The sequence below is a fragment of the Paraburkholderia sacchari genome, assembly GCF_000785435.2.
In the GTDB taxonomy this organism is placed as follows: domain Bacteria; phylum Pseudomonadota; class Gammaproteobacteria; order Burkholderiales; family Burkholderiaceae; genus Paraburkholderia; species Paraburkholderia sacchari.
This window is the reverse complement of sequence record NZ_JTDB02000002.1, coordinates 86516-101659: the sequence shown is the minus strand read 5'-3', so window position 1 is coordinate 101659 and position 15144 is coordinate 86516. Positions and strand designations below refer to the sequence as shown.

14 protein-coding genes are annotated in these 15144 nt (G+C 66.5%); 4 read left to right on the top strand and 10 right to left on the bottom strand.

The genetic code is table 11. The annotated features are described in order from the left end of the window. Nucleotides 1-148 precede the first annotated feature (148 nt). From NH14_RS07235 to NH14_RS07225, 3 genes are all read left to right on the top strand, one after another. The gene (locus NH14_RS07235; protein WP_161790879.1) at nt 149-3817 is read left to right on the top strand and encodes a beta strand repeat-containing protein; all 3669 of its coding nucleotides are present in this window, start codon (nt 149-151) and stop codon (nt 3815-3817) included. Nucleotides 3818-3998: 181 nt separating this feature from the next. Then, a complete protein-coding gene (locus NH14_RS07230) occupies nt 3999-5669 on the top strand; it encodes a ShlB/FhaC/HecB family hemolysin secretion/activation protein (protein ID WP_237179568.1) in 1671 nt (556 codons plus the stop codon). A 196-nt stretch (nt 5670-5865) separates the two neighbouring features. After that, nucleotides 5866-6198, top strand: coding sequence for a hypothetical protein (locus NH14_RS07225; RefSeq protein ID WP_035532168.1), 333 nt, complete (start codon nt 5866-5868; stop codon nt 6196-6198). Between the two features lie 141 nt (nt 6199-6339). Here the strand turns inward: NH14_RS07225 and fliR are convergent, their stop codons facing one another. The 7 genes from fliR to fliL all read right to left on the bottom strand — a co-directional run bounded on the left by fliR (nt 6340) and on the right by fliL (nt 10973). Then, complete coding sequence (gene fliR, locus NH14_RS07220) at nt 6340-7131, bottom strand: flagellar biosynthetic protein FliR (protein ID WP_035532169.1); 792 nt, start codon at nt 7129-7131, stop codon at nt 6340-6342. 46 nt (nt 7132-7177) lie between these two features. Continuing rightward, nucleotides 7178-7447, bottom strand: coding sequence for a flagellar biosynthesis protein FliQ (gene fliQ, locus NH14_RS07215; protein ID WP_035532170.1), 270 nt, complete (start codon nt 7445-7447; stop codon nt 7178-7180). 10 nt (nt 7448-7457) lie between these two features. Next, nucleotides 7458-8291, bottom strand: a complete 834-nt coding sequence (fliP, locus tag NH14_RS07210) for a flagellar type III secretion system pore protein FliP (RefSeq protein WP_035532171.1) — start codon at nt 8289-8291, stop codon at nt 7458-7460. Next, on the bottom strand, nt 8292-8843 hold the full coding sequence (gene fliO, locus NH14_RS07205; RefSeq protein WP_084225846.1) for a flagellar biosynthetic protein FliO: 552 nt from the start codon (nt 8841-8843) through the stop codon (nt 8292-8294). Next, complete coding sequence (fliN, locus tag NH14_RS07200) at nt 8840-9352, bottom strand: flagellar motor switch protein FliN (RefSeq protein ID WP_035532173.1); 513 nt, start codon at nt 9350-9352, stop codon at nt 8840-8842. The genes fliO and fliN overlap by 4 nt, the downstream gene beginning before the upstream one ends. Next, entirely contained in the window at nt 9345-10343 is a 999-nt protein-coding gene (fliM, locus tag NH14_RS07195; RefSeq protein ID WP_035532176.1) for a flagellar motor switch protein FliM, read from the bottom strand. The genes fliN and fliM overlap by 8 nt, the downstream gene beginning before the upstream one ends. Nucleotides 10344-10466: 123 nt before the next feature. After that, nucleotides 10467-10973, bottom strand: coding sequence for a flagellar basal body-associated protein FliL (fliL, locus tag NH14_RS07190; RefSeq protein ID WP_035532178.1), 507 nt, complete (start codon nt 10971-10973; stop codon nt 10467-10469). 24 nt (nt 10974-10997) lie between these two features. Between fliL and NH14_RS33840 the strand changes: the two genes are divergently transcribed. After that, the gene (locus NH14_RS33840) at nt 10998-11132 is read left to right on the top strand and encodes a hypothetical protein (protein WP_269151815.1); all 135 of its coding nucleotides are present in this window, start codon (nt 10998-11000) and stop codon (nt 11130-11132) included. Between the two features lie 135 nt (nt 11133-11267). Here the strand turns inward: NH14_RS33840 and NH14_RS07185 are convergent, their stop codons facing one another. From NH14_RS07185 to fliI, 3 genes are all read right to left on the bottom strand, one after another. Next, nucleotides 11268-12818 carry a flagellar hook-length control protein FliK gene (locus tag NH14_RS07185; protein WP_035532181.1) on the bottom strand — a complete coding sequence of 517 codons (1551 nt, stop codon included), beginning with the start codon at nt 12816-12818 and terminating at the stop codon, nt 11268-11270. An 82-nt stretch (nt 12819-12900) separates the two neighbouring features. After that, on the bottom strand, nt 12901-13347 hold the full coding sequence (fliJ, locus tag NH14_RS07180; protein WP_035532183.1) for a flagellar export protein FliJ: 447 nt from the start codon (nt 13345-13347) through the stop codon (nt 12901-12903). Continuing rightward, nucleotides 13344-15134: a flagellar protein export ATPase FliI gene (gene fliI / locus NH14_RS07175; RefSeq protein WP_052148416.1), complete on the bottom strand. Its 1791-nt coding sequence runs from the start codon at nt 15132-15134 to the stop codon at nt 13344-13346. Before fliI ends, fliJ begins: the two co-directional genes overlap by 4 nt. Between the last annotated feature and the right edge of the window lie 10 nt (nt 15135-15144).

Sequence of the window (15144 nt, the reverse complement as noted above, 5' to 3'; positions counted from 1 at the left end):
CGAAGAGCCCCCGGCGTGGGAATAGACCATAGCGCCCCGTCCGGGTAATGAAAAGAACTCGTTACAAGGTCAGGAAATGAGCTACAACAAGTCCATTCGCCACCGACGCTCCCTAACGTCGCAACAGCCCGCTTTCCGGCTTGCGATCATGCCCGCCATGCTGACTGCGGCCCTGGGTTACGCGAACAGCGTCGGCGCGGTCGAAGGCGGGGTCGTCGCGGCGGGCAGCGGCACCATCGCAACGCAGGGTGCCAAAACCACGATCAATCAGTCCAGCGACCGGATGGTCGTCAACTGGAACAACTTCAACATCGCCCGTGATCAGACCGTGGCGTTCAACCAGCCCAGCGCGACCTCGGCGGTGCTCAACCGCGTGACCACGGCGGCGCCCACGCAGATCGACGGCACGCTGACGGCGAACGGCCGCGTGTTCGTGGTCAATCCCTCGGGGGTGATGTTCGGCAAGACGTCGCAAGTGAACGTGGGCAGCCTCGTGGCATCGACGCTCAACGTCGACAGCCAGAAGTTCATGGACGGCGGGGAACCGGTCACCGGCATCATGAATCTGTCCGCGAACGGCGGCCAGGGCGTCGTCTCGAACGACGGTCAAATCACCGCGCGCGAAGCGGTCGTGCTGCTCGGCGCGCAGGCGACCAACCAGGGCACGATTCGCGCGAAGGACGTCACGCTCGGCGCGGCTGACGGCGTGGCCATGCAGATGAGCGGCTCCGGCTTCAGGGTCATGCTCGGGCGCGAAGCGCAGAACGCGCTCGCGGCCAATAGCGGCACGATCACGGCGAGCGGCGGCAACGTCCAGCTCAACGCCGCGGCAACGGGCGCGATGCTCGCCACGGTGGTGCGCAACTCGGGCACGCTGGAAGCCACGCGCGCCACCACGGGCGAGGGCGGCTCGATCGTCCTCGGCTCGCAGCTCGACGGCAACGTCAGCGCGGGCGGCCGCATCAACGCGGCAACCGACATCACGATCGGCTCCACGCCGGTGAAGTACCCGCCGTTCCTCTCCCCCTTTAACGCCGACACCGCGCCGAGCGGCGGCGAGTACGGCAGTGCCGGCCACAACGTGACCATCGAGAAAGGCGCGAATCTGACCACCTCGCAAGGCACGATCTCGATCGGCAGCGCTGGCGGCAATGTCGTGTCGAACGGCCGCGTCAACAGCGGCGGCGATGTCAAGATCGGCGCGGGCGGAACCGGCTCCGTCACGGTCAACGAAGCGGTCAACGGCAACAGCGTGGCCGTGCAGGGCACGGGCGTCGACATCAATTCGTGGATGACCGCCTCGAAGGGCGACCTGTCCATCAAGGCCGATGGCGCGGGTATCGGCGACCTGAATCAGAACGCGAACCTCGAAGCGACCAAAGGCTCGGTCAACCTCACGGGTACCAACGTCACGCAGAAGAAGGGTGTCAGCACCTATGCCGGCGATGGCATGAATATCGGCGCAAGCGGCACGATCCAGGCAGCAAGGCTGAACGCCGTGGGCGACGTGCAGCTTGGCGCGGCGGGTCCCATTGCGATCAACGACGCCATCACCGGCCGCGGCGTGTTCATGCAGGGCACGGGCGTCAACATTAATTCGTCGATCACCGCTTCGACCGGCGATGTGTCCGTCAAAGCCGATGCTCTGGGCCAGGGCGATCTGAATCAGAACGCCAGCGTGACGGCGAGCAAGGGCTCGGTCAACCTCATGGGCACCAATATCCTGCAGAAGAAGGGCTACGTCACCTACGCCGGCAACGGCGTGAATATCGGCGCGACCGGCACGCTTCAGGCGGCACGGCTGAACGCCGTGGGCGACGTGCAACTCGGCGCTGTGGGCTCCATCGCGGTCAACGACGCGATCACCGCCCGCAGCGTGGCCATGCAGGGTACGGGCGTCGACCTCAACTCGTCGATCACCGCTTCGAAGGGCGATGTGTCCATCAAGGCCAATAACCTTGGCCAGGGCGACCTGAATCAAAACTGGAGCGTGACGGCGAGCGTGGGCTCGGTCAATCTCACCGGCACCAACATCTCGCAGAAGACGGGCTATGTCACCTATGCCGGTGACGGCGTGAATATCGGCGCGACCAACGCGCTCCAGGTCGCGCGCGTGAACGCCGTGGGCGACGTGCAGCTTGGCGCGGCTGGCCCGATTGCGGTCAACGACGCAGTCAATGGCCGCAGCGTGGCCATGCAGGGCACGGGCATCGACGTCAATTCGTCGATTACCGCCACGAAGGGCGATGTGTCCATCAAGGCCGATGGCCTTGGCCAGGGCGACCTGAACCAGAACGCGAGCGTGACGGCGAGCCTGGGTTCGGTCAACCTCACGGGCACCAACGTCGCGCAGAAGAAGGGCTACGTTACCTATGCCGGCACCGATGTGAATATCGGCGCGGCCAACACGCTCCAGGTCGCGCGCGTGAACGCCCTGGGCGACGCGCTATTCGGCGCGGCGGGCGCCATCGCGGTCAACGACGCGATCACCGCCCGCGGCGTGGCCATGCAGGGTACGGGCGTCGACGTCAATTCGTCGATCGTCGCTTCGACTGGTGACGTGGCGATCAGGTCCGATAGCTTCGGTTCGGGCAATCTGAATCAGAACGCGAACGTGACGGCCACCAAGGGCTCGGTCAACCTCATTGGCACCAACATCGTCCAGAAGAAGGCCGTCCTCACCACCGCCGGCAACGCCGTGAGTATCGGTGCGACCGGCACGCTCCAGGCCGCGCGCGTGAGCGCTGGCGGTGATGTCAAGATCGGCACGCTGGGCGACGGCGACCTTGCGATTACCGGCGACGTCACCGGCGCCAACGTGGCGATGCAAGGCACGGGCGTCGAGATCACCGCGCCGATCACCGCCACCAAGGGTGACGTATCGATCCAGGCGTTCAACACGAAGCTCGGCGATCTGACGCAGTTCGCGAACGTGACGGCCACCAAGGGCTCGGTCAACCTCATCGGCGGCAACGTTATCCAGACTTCGGGCGTCAGCACCGTTGCGGGTCAGGACGTGTCGATCGCCGCGGCTGGCGAGGTCCGGGCACAACGGGTGAGCGCGGGCGGCGACGTCCTGCTTGCCGCGGTTGGTGAAAACGCGCTGACGACCAATGCGGAAGTCAGGGGCGGCAGCGTGACCATGATGGGCTCGGGCGTCAACATCAACGGCAATGTGACCGCCACGACGGGCGACGTGCAGGTCCAGGCCGATGGCGCGCTTCCCGGCAGCCTGAAGCAGTACGCGAACGTGACGGCGACCAAGGGTTCGGTCTACCTCACGGGCTCCAACGTCGTGCAGGACGTTGGCGTGAGCACCACGGCGGGTCAGGACGTGAAGATCGGCACCAGCGGAACGCTCCAGGCAGGGCTGCTGAGCGGCAAGACCGTCTCGGTCGAGGGTGACAGTGTCTTCCTGCTGCGCGATGTGAACGCCGATGGCGACATCGTCGCTCACGCGACGAATCGCGTTTGCACGGCCGCCGATGCGGCATGCAAGACCGGCACGAAGGGCGTCTTCCAGCTGGGCAACATCACCAGCCGCAACGGTGGCGTCCTGCTGGCCGTCGATCCGGGTGTCTCGATCGATCCGAGGACGGGCATTCCTACGATCGCCTATACCGGCATGATCGGCCAGTACCCGACGACGCAGACGCGCGCGGCCACCGACATCGCGCTGCGTGCGGTTGCCGTCGTCGCGGGCAACAACACGGCGGGCAAGTCGATCACGGTGGAGGCCGCGGCCCCGACGTATCTGGGCACGCTGAAGGCCCCGACGATCACGCTGCCCACGCCGATCACCGTTAGCGCCCAGTAACCGGGCGGCAACGGGTAACACCGGCAGCCGGCTTTAGCCTCATTTAGCCGGCTCATACGACAAGGGGGAGGCACGCGTTGCCTCTCCCTTCTTATTTGCATCCCTTATTTTCCTTGGCACCTTGAAAGTCTCTAACCGGTACCGGCACCTTCGCCACCGCCTCGGCCCTGCCTGTCTGCCGTTGCTCGGCCTGACGGCGTGGCATGTTTCCGCGCAAGCCTTCGAGCTTCCCAGCGCTGGCACGCTGCTGCGGCAGAACGCCGATACGACGCGGGGCATCGAAGGCGAGTCCACGGTCGAGCGCCCGAGCGCGTTGCAGCCGTCGACGCCGGCCCAGACGCCTCCCGCCGAGGGCGAACTCACCTTCGTCGTCAACGCATTCACCTTCGATAGCGCGCTTTCCGAAGCGGAGCAGCAGCGCGTCGATGCCTTCCTCGCGCCGTGGCGCGGGCGCAGCGTGACGCTCGCGCAATTGCATGCGCTGCGCGACGAACTGACGACGGTGCTGTACAACGGCGGCGATACGCTCGTGCGCGTGACGCTGCCGCCGCAGACTGTCACGGCGGGCGTGGTGCGCTTCGGCGTCGAGCGCGGCCATGTGGAATCGGTCGCCGTGGAGAATGGTTCGAAGGTATCGACGCCGCGGCTCAAGGCCATCCTGGCGACCACGAGCGAGGCCACGCCGACCCTGCGCGAGATCGAGCGCAACATGCGCGTGGTCGAAGGCATTCCCGGCGTCGGCTCCGTGTCGTCGACGCTCTCGACGGGCAGCGAAGCGGGCGGCACGATCGTCGGCGTCGACGTCGCGCCCGCCGGCCGCTATTACGCCGCCGCGACCATCGACAACTCGGGGTCGCGCCAGGCGGGCTGGCGCCGCGTCGGCCTGTCCGGCGGCGTCAACAACATGCTCGGCCTCGGCGACCAGTTGCAGGCGACCGTCAACTTCACGCCGCGTTTCATGCAAACGAGTTCGGGCGAGGAAGGACGAACGCGCCTCGGCCGGCTGTCCTACGACCTGCTGACTGGCCTGGGCGCGAGCCGGGCGGGCGTTGCGTACTCGCATGTCGATTACCGGCTTGGCGAGGAATTCAGCGGCCTCGGCACCGGTAGCGCCGACGTCGCCAGCCTTTACGGCTCTTCGCCGGTGATCCGCACCGCCAATGCGAGTCTCGACCTCGGCGCGAGCATGGAGGCGTGGTTCACGAGCGACGAGCGACTCGACAACATCCTCGTGAGCCGGCAGCGCAACTACGTTGCGTCGATGCGAGCCGACGGCAACTACTATGGCAAGTGGGGCGCGCGCCGCAACGCGACGCAGTACAGCTTCGTGGCTAGCTATGGCACGACCACGCAGAAGGAATACGACTACAGCAGCGCCAACCCGGAGTATGTGGACCGCCGCTTCAATTTCCTGAAGATCGAACCGTCCGCGACTTTTATTCAAGCGCTGACGTCGACCACGCAAGCGACGCTCTCGGTGCATGGCCAATGGGCGAGCCGAAGCCTGAACGGTTCGCAGCGGCTCGGTCTGGGCGGACCGACGGCCGTGCGCGCGTACGACCAGAACACCGCGTCTGTCGACGACGGTGTGATTGCCTCCGTTGGCGTGAGCCAGTTCATCCCGCCGCTGCCGGGTGTCGCGTTGCAGGTTTTCTATGACGCGGCGCACGGCCGGATCCGCAGCGATGGCGCCATGACGGGGGCGTCGGTGCGATTGCAGGGTTACGGGATTGGCGCGAGCTATACCGGCAAGCGCGTGTCGGCGCAGATCAGCTACGCGATGCGCGCGGGACCGGCGCCCGAGCACGCGGCGCGTCAGCAGACGTGGGTGACGGTTACGGCGGCGATTTAAGGGTGTGGGTGCTGTGCGCGAGCATCGCCTTCTTTTGCCGGTGTCAGCCAATACCGTGTACCTGTATTACCTCGCCCATCTGCCTTCCAGCACACTGTATTCATGCGCTCTCACCGGGGCGCATGAGTCGGTCTGGAAGGCGCGGGCATGCTGGCGCACGCACGGAAAGGCCTGTTATCACAAATAAGGAATGCAAATGAAAACTAATTTGAATGGCTCGTCGTTTGGCAATTACCTAAACGACCTGGGCTCATTTATGCAGCAACAAAACCATGGCATTTTCGGAAATGGTCCGCAAGGCAAGCAGGGCGATGCAGGCGGCGAAACCCAAAAAGCGCAAACCGGCCCATCGGGCTCGAATCAATCGCCGTTGAGCAGTGTGCTCAACGACGAGTACAAATGGATGCAGCAACAAAACCCCGGCATGTTTGAAAGTGGCTCGTCGGGCGGTGATGGCCAATCGGCGGTGTCCTCCGAGAGTGTCGAGGAGCAGCCGACCGAGGCTTCGCCGGGTGATAGCGACAGCTAAAACGTCCGCATAAACCTGAAGTTGCGTCGCGTGTAGCGCGTTGTCGACTTAGGGCGAGCCCGATTTGTCGGCGTCGGGCTCGCCCGTTCGCTGGCTGAGCGAATCGACATGAAAACGCCGTAACGGGTGGCGACTGCCGCCTCACGGCCCCGGCCGCAACCCCGCCGCCACTCGCCCCATCTGCTCGACCCCGCCATCGAAAAGCCGCGCGAAGTACGGGATCAAATTCGGCATCATCAACTGAATCAGCAGCAAGCCCACCAGCATCGTGAGCGCAAACCCGATCTGGAAGATCCCGATCTGCGGCGCGGCGCGATTCAAAATGCCGAGCGAGATATTCGTGATGAGCAACGCCACCACCACAGGCAGCGAGAGCAGCAGCCCCGCATTGAACACCGTCGCGCCCCAGTTCACGATCAGCCGGTAGCCATTGCCGGAAAGCACATTGGCCGACACCGGCACGCTATGAAACGTTTCCACCAGCGCGGCAATCATCTGCAAATGCCCGTCGAACACGAGAAACGCGAGCATCGCCATGATGTTGAGCCACGATGAAAGCGCAGGCGTAGAAGTATTGGCCTGCGGATCGAAGAACGACGCAAAGCCCAGCCCCATCCCCAACCCCATCAAATCGCCCGCCGCTGTCACCACCGCGAACACGATCTGCATCGTAAAGCCCAGCGCCGCGCCGATCAGAAACTGATTGACCAGAATCCACACGCCTTCGGCCGAAAACACGGTGACCTGCGGCATGGACTGAAGCGTGGGCGCAACGATCAGCGTCATGAACGCCGCAAGCCCGATCTTCACGCGCGTGGGCACGGAGCGATGGCCCACCAGCGGCGCGGCGGCCACCAGCGCGAGAATGCGCGTGAACGGCCAGAGGAACGCGGTGAGCCAGAGATTGAGCTGCGCGTAGGTGACGGTGAACATCGGCGGGCGTCTACGAACGTGGAAAAGCGCGCGCGAATAAAACCGCTCAGCCCGCGAGCGCTGGAATGCTCGCGAACATGCGGTGCATGTAATCGAGCATCGTCGTGAGCATCCACGGCCCGGCAATCACGAGCGTCACCGCAATCGCAATGAGCTTGGGAATGAACGAGAGCGTGCTTTCGTTGATCTGCGTGGCCGCCTGGAAGAGGCTCACCACGAGACCCACCACGAGCGACACGAGCAACAGCGGCGCGGCCAGCAGCAACGCCACGTACATGGCTTCGTGCGAAAGGGTCAAGACGGTTTCGGGCGTCATCGCGGATTCCTCAGGTGAAGCTCTGCGCGAGCGAGCCGATCAGCAGTTGCCAGCCGTCCACGAGCACGAACAGCATGAGCTTGAACGGCAGCGAGATCGTTGCGGGCGAAACCATCATCATGCCCATCGACATGAGCACGCTCGCCACCACCATGTCGATGATCAGAAACGGAATGAAGATCGTGAAGCCGATCTGAAAGCCGGTCTTCAATTCGCTCGTGACGAACGAGGGCACGAGCAGCGTGAGCGGCACGTCCTCGGGGCCCTGCATGGGCGCCGCGTGCGAGATGCGCGCGAACAGCGCGAGGTCCGATTCGCGGGTCTGGCGCAGCATGAAGGTCTTGAACGGCGCGACGCCGCGCGTCACGGCTTCGTCCATCGACAGCGTGCCGGCGGCGAATGGCTTGTAGCCGTCGTTGTACGCCTTGTCCAGCACCGGCGACATCACGAACAGCGTGAGAAACAGCGCGAGGCCCACGAGCACCTGGTTGGGCGGCGTGGTCGTCGTGCCGAGCGCCTGGCGCAACAGCGACAGCACGATGATGATGCGCGTGAAACTCGTCATCATCAGCACCATCGCGGGCAGGAACGACAGCATCGTGAGCAGCAGCATCGTCTGCACGCTCAGCGAATACGTGGTGCCGCCGTTCGGGCCCGGGCTCGTGTTGAAGGCGGGCAGCCCTTGCGGCTGCGCAACGGTCTGTGCGTGCGCGAGGCGCGGCAGCAGCAGCGCCACCGCGACTATGCCGAGCAACAGCGCAACGGGCAGCGCGGCGCGCGAGATTTTCTCGATCAAGGAAGTGCGCGCGCGCGCGGGCGCGTCGGGAAGGGTGCTGCCGTGCATTTACTGCGCTCCGCCGTCGTGACGCTTGAAACGTTTGCCTGCTTCGTGTTTCAACGCGTCACGAAAGCGCTGTCCGAAGTTGCCCTGAAGGGCGATGGGGGCACCGGCGGCGGCCGCGGCGGGCAGCTCGCCCGCGGGCATCGTGTGCAGGAGGCGCACATTGCCGGGTGCGGCGCCCAGCACGAGCCAGGTGTCGCCGATCTCGACCACGGCCACGCGCTCCTTGCCGCCAAGCGAGGCGCCGCCCACGGTCTTCACGAGCGCGCTCTTCGGGCCGTGCTGGAGGCCAAGACGCCGCGCGAGCCATGCGCAGCCGAACACCACGCCAATCACGAGCAGCAGGCCGAACACGGTTTGCAGCACCGCGCCGAAGCCGAGCGAGGGCGCCGCGCTGCCCACGATCACCGCCGATGCGCTCGACGCCGAGCGCGCGGCTTCGTTCACGGCCTGGAGATCGGCGGCTTGCGCGGGCGCGGCAACGAGCCAGGCACACACGCACGCACCAGCAAATGCATTGAGGCGCGCAAAACCGCATGCGGCAAGGCGTTTCATCGATTGAGCTTCCGGATGCGCTCGGAGGGCGTGATGATGTCGGTCAGGCGGATGCCGAACTTGTCGTTCACCACCACCACTTCGCCCTGGGCGATGAGACAGCCGTTCACGAGCACGTCCATCGGCTCGCCGGCAAGGCCGTCGAGTTCCACCACCGAGCCCTGCGCGAGCTGCAGCAGGTTGCGGATGGCGATCTTGGTGCGGCCCAGTTCGACGGTCATCTGGACGGGGATGTCCAGAATCATGTCGATGTCGTTGCGCGTCGCGCCCGAATCGACCTTCGAAAGCGGCTGGAACACGGCGGCGGGCTGCGCGGCCACTTCGTGGCTTTCGTGGCCGTTCTGCTCGGCGAGCGCGGCGGCCCAATCGTCCATCGAGTCGATCGAGTCCGTCGAATCCATGGCGCCCATTGCACCCATTGCACCCACTGCGCCGGCTGCATCGACTGCGGCTTGCTGGGCCGGGTCGCGCACAGGCTCGCTGCCCGGCATGGCGTTCACGTCACTCATATCCACCTTCCTTCATCGTGTCGGCTGCGCTGATCATCTTCTGGACCCGCAACGCGTATTGACCATTGAAAATTCCGTAGCCGCACTCCATCACCGGCACGCCGTCCACCTTGGCGACAATGTGCTCGGGAATGTTGATCGGCAGCACGTCGCCCTTTTTCATGTTCAGGATCTGCTCGAACGTGACCGGCACGTGCGCGAGATCCGCGGTGAGCTCCACTTCGGCGGCCTGCACCTGCTGCGAGAGCACGCGCACCCAGCGGCGGTCCACGTCGAGCACTTCGCCTTGCAGCGGCGAGGAGAGCACATCGCGAATCGGCTCGATCATCGAGTAGGGCATGCAGATGTGCAGCGTGCCGCCGGTCGTGCCGAACTCGATCGAGAACTGCGTGACGATCACGATTTCATTGGGCGTCGCGACGTTGGCGAACTGCGTGTGCATTTCCGAGCGCACGTATTCGAACGTGAGCGGGCGCACGCTCTTCCACGCCGTGGTGTAGTGATCGAACACGAGGTTGAGCAGCTTGCTGATGATGCGCTGCTCGGTCTGCGTGAAGTCGCGGCCTTCGACGCGCGTGTGAAAGCGCCCGTCGCCGCCGAACAGGTTGTCCACCACGAAGAACACGAGGTTCGGGTCGAACACGAACAGCGACGTGCCGCGCAGCGGCTTCACGTGCACGAGGTTCAGATTCGTCGGGATCGGCAGGTTGCGCGTGAATTCGCTGTACTTCTGCACGCGCACCGGTCCCACGGAGATCTCGGCGGTGCGGCGCATGAAGTTGAAAATGCCCACGCGCAAGAGACGCGCGAAACGCTCGTTGATGATTTCGAGCCCGGGCATGCGCCCGCGCACGATGCGTTCCTGCGTCGCGATGTTGTACGGCCGCACGCCGGATTTCTCGGGCTGGGCGGCCTCGGTTTCGATCTCGCCGGTGACGCCTTTGAGGAGGGCATCGACCTCCTCCTGCGACATGAACTCGTCGTGACCCATGCTCATGATGCAAGGCTCCGGATTGGTTGCGCGATATCCGTGATATCCGCGATATCCGCGTCATCGGCGCAGGCGCGCGCGAGGCGAGCGCGCGGGTTCATGTTGAGCGTGTTCATGCGGGGCTTACTGCACGACGAATTCGGTGAACAGCACGTCGTCGACGCGGGTGGCCGTGCCGCGCGAGTCGGACGGCTGCGCGATGAGCGCGGCGAGCTCGGTCGCGAGCGCGCGCTTGCCGTCGAGCGGCGCGAGATCGGCCGGGTGCTTGTTCGAGAGCGCGAGCAGCAGGCGGCTGCGGATCTCGGGCATGTGCGCGACGAGCGCGTCCTGGGTCGCCTGGCTATCGAGCTTGAGCGTGAGGCCGATGCGCAGATAGTGCGTTTCGCCGTCGTCGGATTGCAGGTTGACGGTCATTGGCTCGAGCGCATAGTAGACGGGCACGGCGGGCGGCGTGGGCGCGCTCGCGGCTGCGGGGGCGCTCGCGGCGTGGCGCGACATGAAGAACCAGACGCCGCCGCCCGCCGCACCGGCGGCAAGCACCGCGATGAGCACGATGAGAAGGACGCGCTTCAGCGGTCCGGGTTGCGTGCCTTGGGGCGCGGCTTGCTGGGTTGCGGTCGTGGTCGCCATGTCGGTCGTGAGCCTGGGTGAGTCGTGATCGTGCTGATCATGCTGTTGTCGGGGCCGGGCGGCGCTTCGTTGCCGATCGCCATGATCGCCATGGCGCGCGCATTCATTCCGGCAGCCTGCATTGTTCCGGCTTTTGCGCGACGGCGATGGGAGGAATAGACGGGGGATTTGCGGCTATCTCGCCGCTTTGTTGCGCGAGCGTGGCCTGGGCGGCGGGGCATGGACCGCGCGAGGCGTCGACGGATCGGCGCCTCGCGCTGTGCCTCTTCCGATGCGAGCGACTGCGGGGATGGCTCAGGCAAACGTGTCGATCAGGCCCACGCTGCGCTGCGTGGCCGTGGCGGCGGCGCTGGTTGCGCCGTCCGCGCCGCTGGCCGCGCCGATGCCCGCCACGCCGGCGGAACCCGACTCGCGCGAACCGCGCGAACCCGATCCGCTGCCGCTATCTTGCTGCGCCTGCTGGTTCATCTGGCGCGAGAAGCCGTCGCTCACGCTCGCGCTGCCAAGGCCGATGCCGTTCTGCTGCATCTGCTCGCGCAGCTTCGGCAGCGCGGCCTCCACGGCTTCGCGCACCTGCTGATGCTGCGACACGAAGAGCGCATGTGCATGGTTGTCGGCGACTTGCAGCACGACTTGCAGCGGCCCGAGGTCCTTGGGATTGAGCGTGAGTTCCGCCGATTGCTGGTGGGCGTTCGAGAGGAACACCACCTTCTGGCTGAGCGCGTCCTCCCAGCCCGGCGTGCCCACTTGCGGAGCCAGCGTGGCGGAAGCCGCCGCCGCTGCGGCGGGGTTGGCGCTCGCGCTCTGGGCGGCTTGGGCCGCCTGGGCTTGAGCCGCGGCTGCTGCGGCAGCCTGGGTGGCGGCGAGGGCGTCGGCGGTGTTGCTCGATGCTGCGGGTTGCGTGGACGTAGCCTGCTGCTGCGCCGTAGCAGCGAGCGTGGCATTGGCGTTTTGCGCAGCTGCGTCCTGCGGCGTGGCGGCCACGGACTTTGCGGCGTTGTCGGCGGCGTTTTTGTCGTCGATGCCTGCGCCCAGGGTTTTGGCCTTCGCCTGCGTGCCCATATGCGCCGCGAAGCTGCCCGCGATCGTCGAATTGGCTGCGGCCGCGCCTTGTGCAGCGCCCTGGGTTGCGCCCGCAACCTGCGTGTTCAGCGTGGCCGAGCCGCCGCGCAGCGTCGCGAGCGCGGCGTGCAGCGCGTCGCTCACCGACTTCGGATCGCCGCTGGCGGTGCTTGTGCCGTCGCCAGCCGTGCCGCCCGTGGTGCTCGTGCCATTCGTGCCATTCGTGCCGCCGATGCCGCCGATGCCGTTAGCGTCGATGCTTGTGCCCGCGGCTCCGGCTGCCGCCGTGGCAACGCCCGCGAGCGCGGCCTCGGCGGCCTGCATGGTGGCGTCGCCGTTGCCCGGTGCCTGCTGCGCCGTCTGCATGGCCTGTTGGGCTTGCTGTGCCAGAGCCTGCGCCGCTGCCGCCTGCGAGCCCGCGGCTTCGGCCTGCTTCTGGCGCGCGAGGGCGTTCTCGGCGCGGTGATCGACGTTCGATGCGTGCGCCGCGCCGTTGCCGGCTTGCTGCGCCGGCTGGGACGCTTGCGCGGATGACGCGGATTGAGCGGTCTGCGCCGCCGCGCCCGAAGCCTGCGCCGCCTGCTGCGGCGAACCAGCCGGGACAACCTGGCGTGGCGCGCCGCTGCGCGCGTTCTGCGCGGAAATGCTTTGTTGGAGCGTTTGCGCGAAGCCTTGGCTCGCGAGGTCGGAAGCGCTCGCGCCATTACTGGCGCTGCTCTGCGCGCCCGTGGCCGCATCCACGGCGGCGCCGAGCAACGAACTGACTGCGGATAGAAGCGACATGCTGCTGGCTCTCTTGAACGTGATCCGGACGCGCCGGCGTCACTAATAGTTCACTAGTAGGTCATCAATTTCACTAACGGCACTAATGGGCGTTGCGCATGCGCAGCGCGCGGGCGGCGTGCTCGTCGGCGTCGCGCTGTTCGCGGCGGGCGTCCTTGCGCGCCTGCACCTCGTCGTGGCGCGATTGCAGCACCTCGTACGAGCCGAGCTTCTGCTTGCTGCGCTGCCAGTCGGGCCTGGCGGCTTCCACGCGCAGCGTGGCCTGCTCCAGCAGGCGGCGCTGCTGCTCGATGGCGGTATCGAGCGTGTCGATGAACGCCTGGAAGTTGCGCACATTGCCGGCGGCCATGCCCGCGCGCGCGGACTCGGTGAAGCGCGCGTGATACTCGTCGCGGTAATCGATCAGCGACTTCAGCTGCTTTTCGATTTCCACGCGTTCGCGCTGCACGCGCCCGAGTTTTTGCGTCGCGGCGTCGACATCGTCCTGCGCGAGCCCGATGAGGGTTTGCAGTGCGGTCTGCTTCGTCATGTCCTGGCTCCCTGGCCGTTGCCCTGCGCATTGCCAATCAGCGCGCCGAGCATCTCGACGCTTTGTTCGTAGTTCGCGGTTTCGCGAAAGCCCTGCTGAAGAAACGCCTCGATGCGCGGATACAGCGCGATGGCGCGGTCGAGCACGGCATCGCGCCCGCTCACGTAAGCACCTACGTTGATGAGGTCGCGGTTGCGCTGGTAGCGCGAGAGCATCTGTTTGAAGGCGCGCGTGCGGTTCAGGTGCGGCTCGTCGATGAGCGCGGTCATCGCGCGGCTGATCGACGCCTCGATGTCGATGGCCGGATAGTGGCCCGCCTCCGCGAGCGTGCGCGAGAGCACGATGTGACCGTCGAGAATCGCGCGCGCCGAGTCGGCGATCGGGTCTTGCTGGTCGTCGCCTTCGGTGAGCACGGTGTAGAACGCGGTGATCGAGCCGCCGCCTTCCGGGCCGTTGCCGGTGCGCTCGACGAGCGCGGGCAGCTTCGCGAACACCGAGGGCGGATAACCCTTGGTCGCGGGCGGCTCGCCAATCGCGAGCGCGATCTCGCGCTGCGCCATCGCGTAGCGCGTGAGCGAATCCATCAGCAGCAGCACGTGCTTGCCCTGGTCGCGGAAGTATTCGGCGAGCGTGGTGGTGTACGCGGCGGCCTGCATGCGCAAGAGCGGCGAGACGTCGGCGGGCGCGGCCACCACGACCGAGCGTGCGAGGCCTTCAACGCCCAGGATCTGCTCGATGAATTCCTTCACTTCGCGGCCGCGCTCTCCAATCAGGCCGATCACGATCACTTCCGCGCTGGTCGCGCGCGCCATGGTGCCGAGCAGCACCGACTTGCCGACGCCCGAGCCCGCAAAGAGGCCCATGCGCTGGCCGCGCCCGACCGTCAACAGCGCGTTGATCGCGCGCACGCCCACGTCGAGCACCTTGTGGATCGGCTCGCGGTTCAGCGGGTTGATGACGGGCGCGGTGAGCGGCGCATCGGCTTCGGCATTCAGTGCGCCCAGCCCGTCGAGCGGGCGGCCCGAGGCGTCGAGCACGCGCCCGAGCAGCCCCCAGCCCACCGGCAGGCGCTTGGCGCCCGACATGGGGTCGGCAATCGGCGCGCTTTCGAGCGGCCAGACGCGCGCGCCGGGCAACAGGCCCGCGACTTCGGTGGTGGGCATCAGAAAGAGCTTGTCGCCCGCGAAACCCACCACCTCGGCTTCGGCCATCGGCAGCGAGCTGCCCGGCGGCAGTTCGATCATTACTTCGGCGCCCACGGCGAGGCGCAGCCCCACGGCTTCGAGCACGAGGCCCGCCGCGCGCGTGAGGCGGCCGCAGCCGCGCAGCGGCAAGGCCAGCGCGTTGCGCGCGCGCACGCTCGCGAGATGGGCGTTCCAGGCGGCCAGATGCGGGTTGGCCGGGTCGTAGCCCGGCGGCGGGGTGTGTGGGGCGCGCGGGTCGGCGGCCGGGGCATGCGCGCCGCTGTGGCTGGCCGATGGATAGTCGTGGCCGGCATCGGCGCCGTTCCACGCTGCGCTGGAGGTATCGGCTGCGTGGGCAGCAGTTGCCGCATGGGCCGCATCGGCAATGGCGGCCTCGACGGCGTCGAGCGTCGCGGCGGCTTTGCTGACTGCCTGTGCGGCTGCATCGGCGCCATGCGGGCTGGCTTGCGCGTCGTCGCCCACCAGCATGCCGCGCGTTTGCGCCAGGTCGTGCGCGCCGGACCCGAACGATGCGAGCGCAAGCTCCTGCTCGAGCGCCGTGAGGCCGCCCGTGTGGATCGTCTGGTGCGGGTTGGGGCTCATCGTGTTTGCC

Excerpts from the sequence above, each read along its gene's own strand:
- NH14_RS07235 (WP_161790879.1), top strand. The coding sequence starts at position 149 with ATGCCCGCCATGCTGACTGCGGCCCTGGGTTACGCGAACAGCGTCGGC.
- NH14_RS07225 (WP_035532168.1), top strand. The coding sequence starts at position 5,866 with ATGAAAACTAATTTGAATGGCTCGTCGTTTGGCAATTACCTAAACGAC.
- fliR (WP_035532169.1), bottom strand. The coding sequence starts at position 7,131 with ATGTTCACCGTCACCTACGCGCAGCTCAATCTCTGGCTCACCGCGTTC.
- fliQ (WP_035532170.1), bottom strand. The coding sequence starts at position 7,447 with ATGACGCCCGAAACCGTCTTGACCCTTTCGCACGAAGCCATGTACGTG.
- fliP (WP_035532171.1), bottom strand. The coding sequence starts at position 8,291 with ATGCACGGCAGCACCCTTCCCGACGCGCCCGCGCGCGCGCGCACTTCC.
- fliO (WP_084225846.1), bottom strand. The coding sequence starts at position 8,843 with ATGAAACGCCTTGCCGCATGCGGTTTTGCGCGCCTCAATGCATTTGCT.
- fliN (WP_035532173.1), bottom strand. The coding sequence starts at position 9,352 with ATGAGTGACGTGAACGCCATGCCGGGCAGCGAGCCTGTGCGCGACCCG.
- fliM (WP_035532176.1), bottom strand. The coding sequence starts at position 10,343 with ATGGGTCACGACGAGTTCATGTCGCAGGAGGAGGTCGATGCCCTCCTC.
- fliL (WP_035532178.1), bottom strand. The coding sequence starts at position 10,973 with ATGGCGACCACGACCGCAACCCAGCAAGCCGCGCCCCAAGGCACGCAA.
- NH14_RS07185 (WP_035532181.1), bottom strand. The coding sequence starts at position 12,818 with ATGTCGCTTCTATCCGCAGTCAGTTCGTTGCTCGGCGCCGCCGTGGAT.
- fliJ (WP_035532183.1), bottom strand. The coding sequence starts at position 13,347 with ATGACGAAGCAGACCGCACTGCAAACCCTCATCGGGCTCGCGCAGGAC.
- fliI (WP_052148416.1), bottom strand. The coding sequence starts at position 15,134 with ATGAGCCCCAACCCGCACCAGACGATCCACACGGGCGGCCTCACGGCG.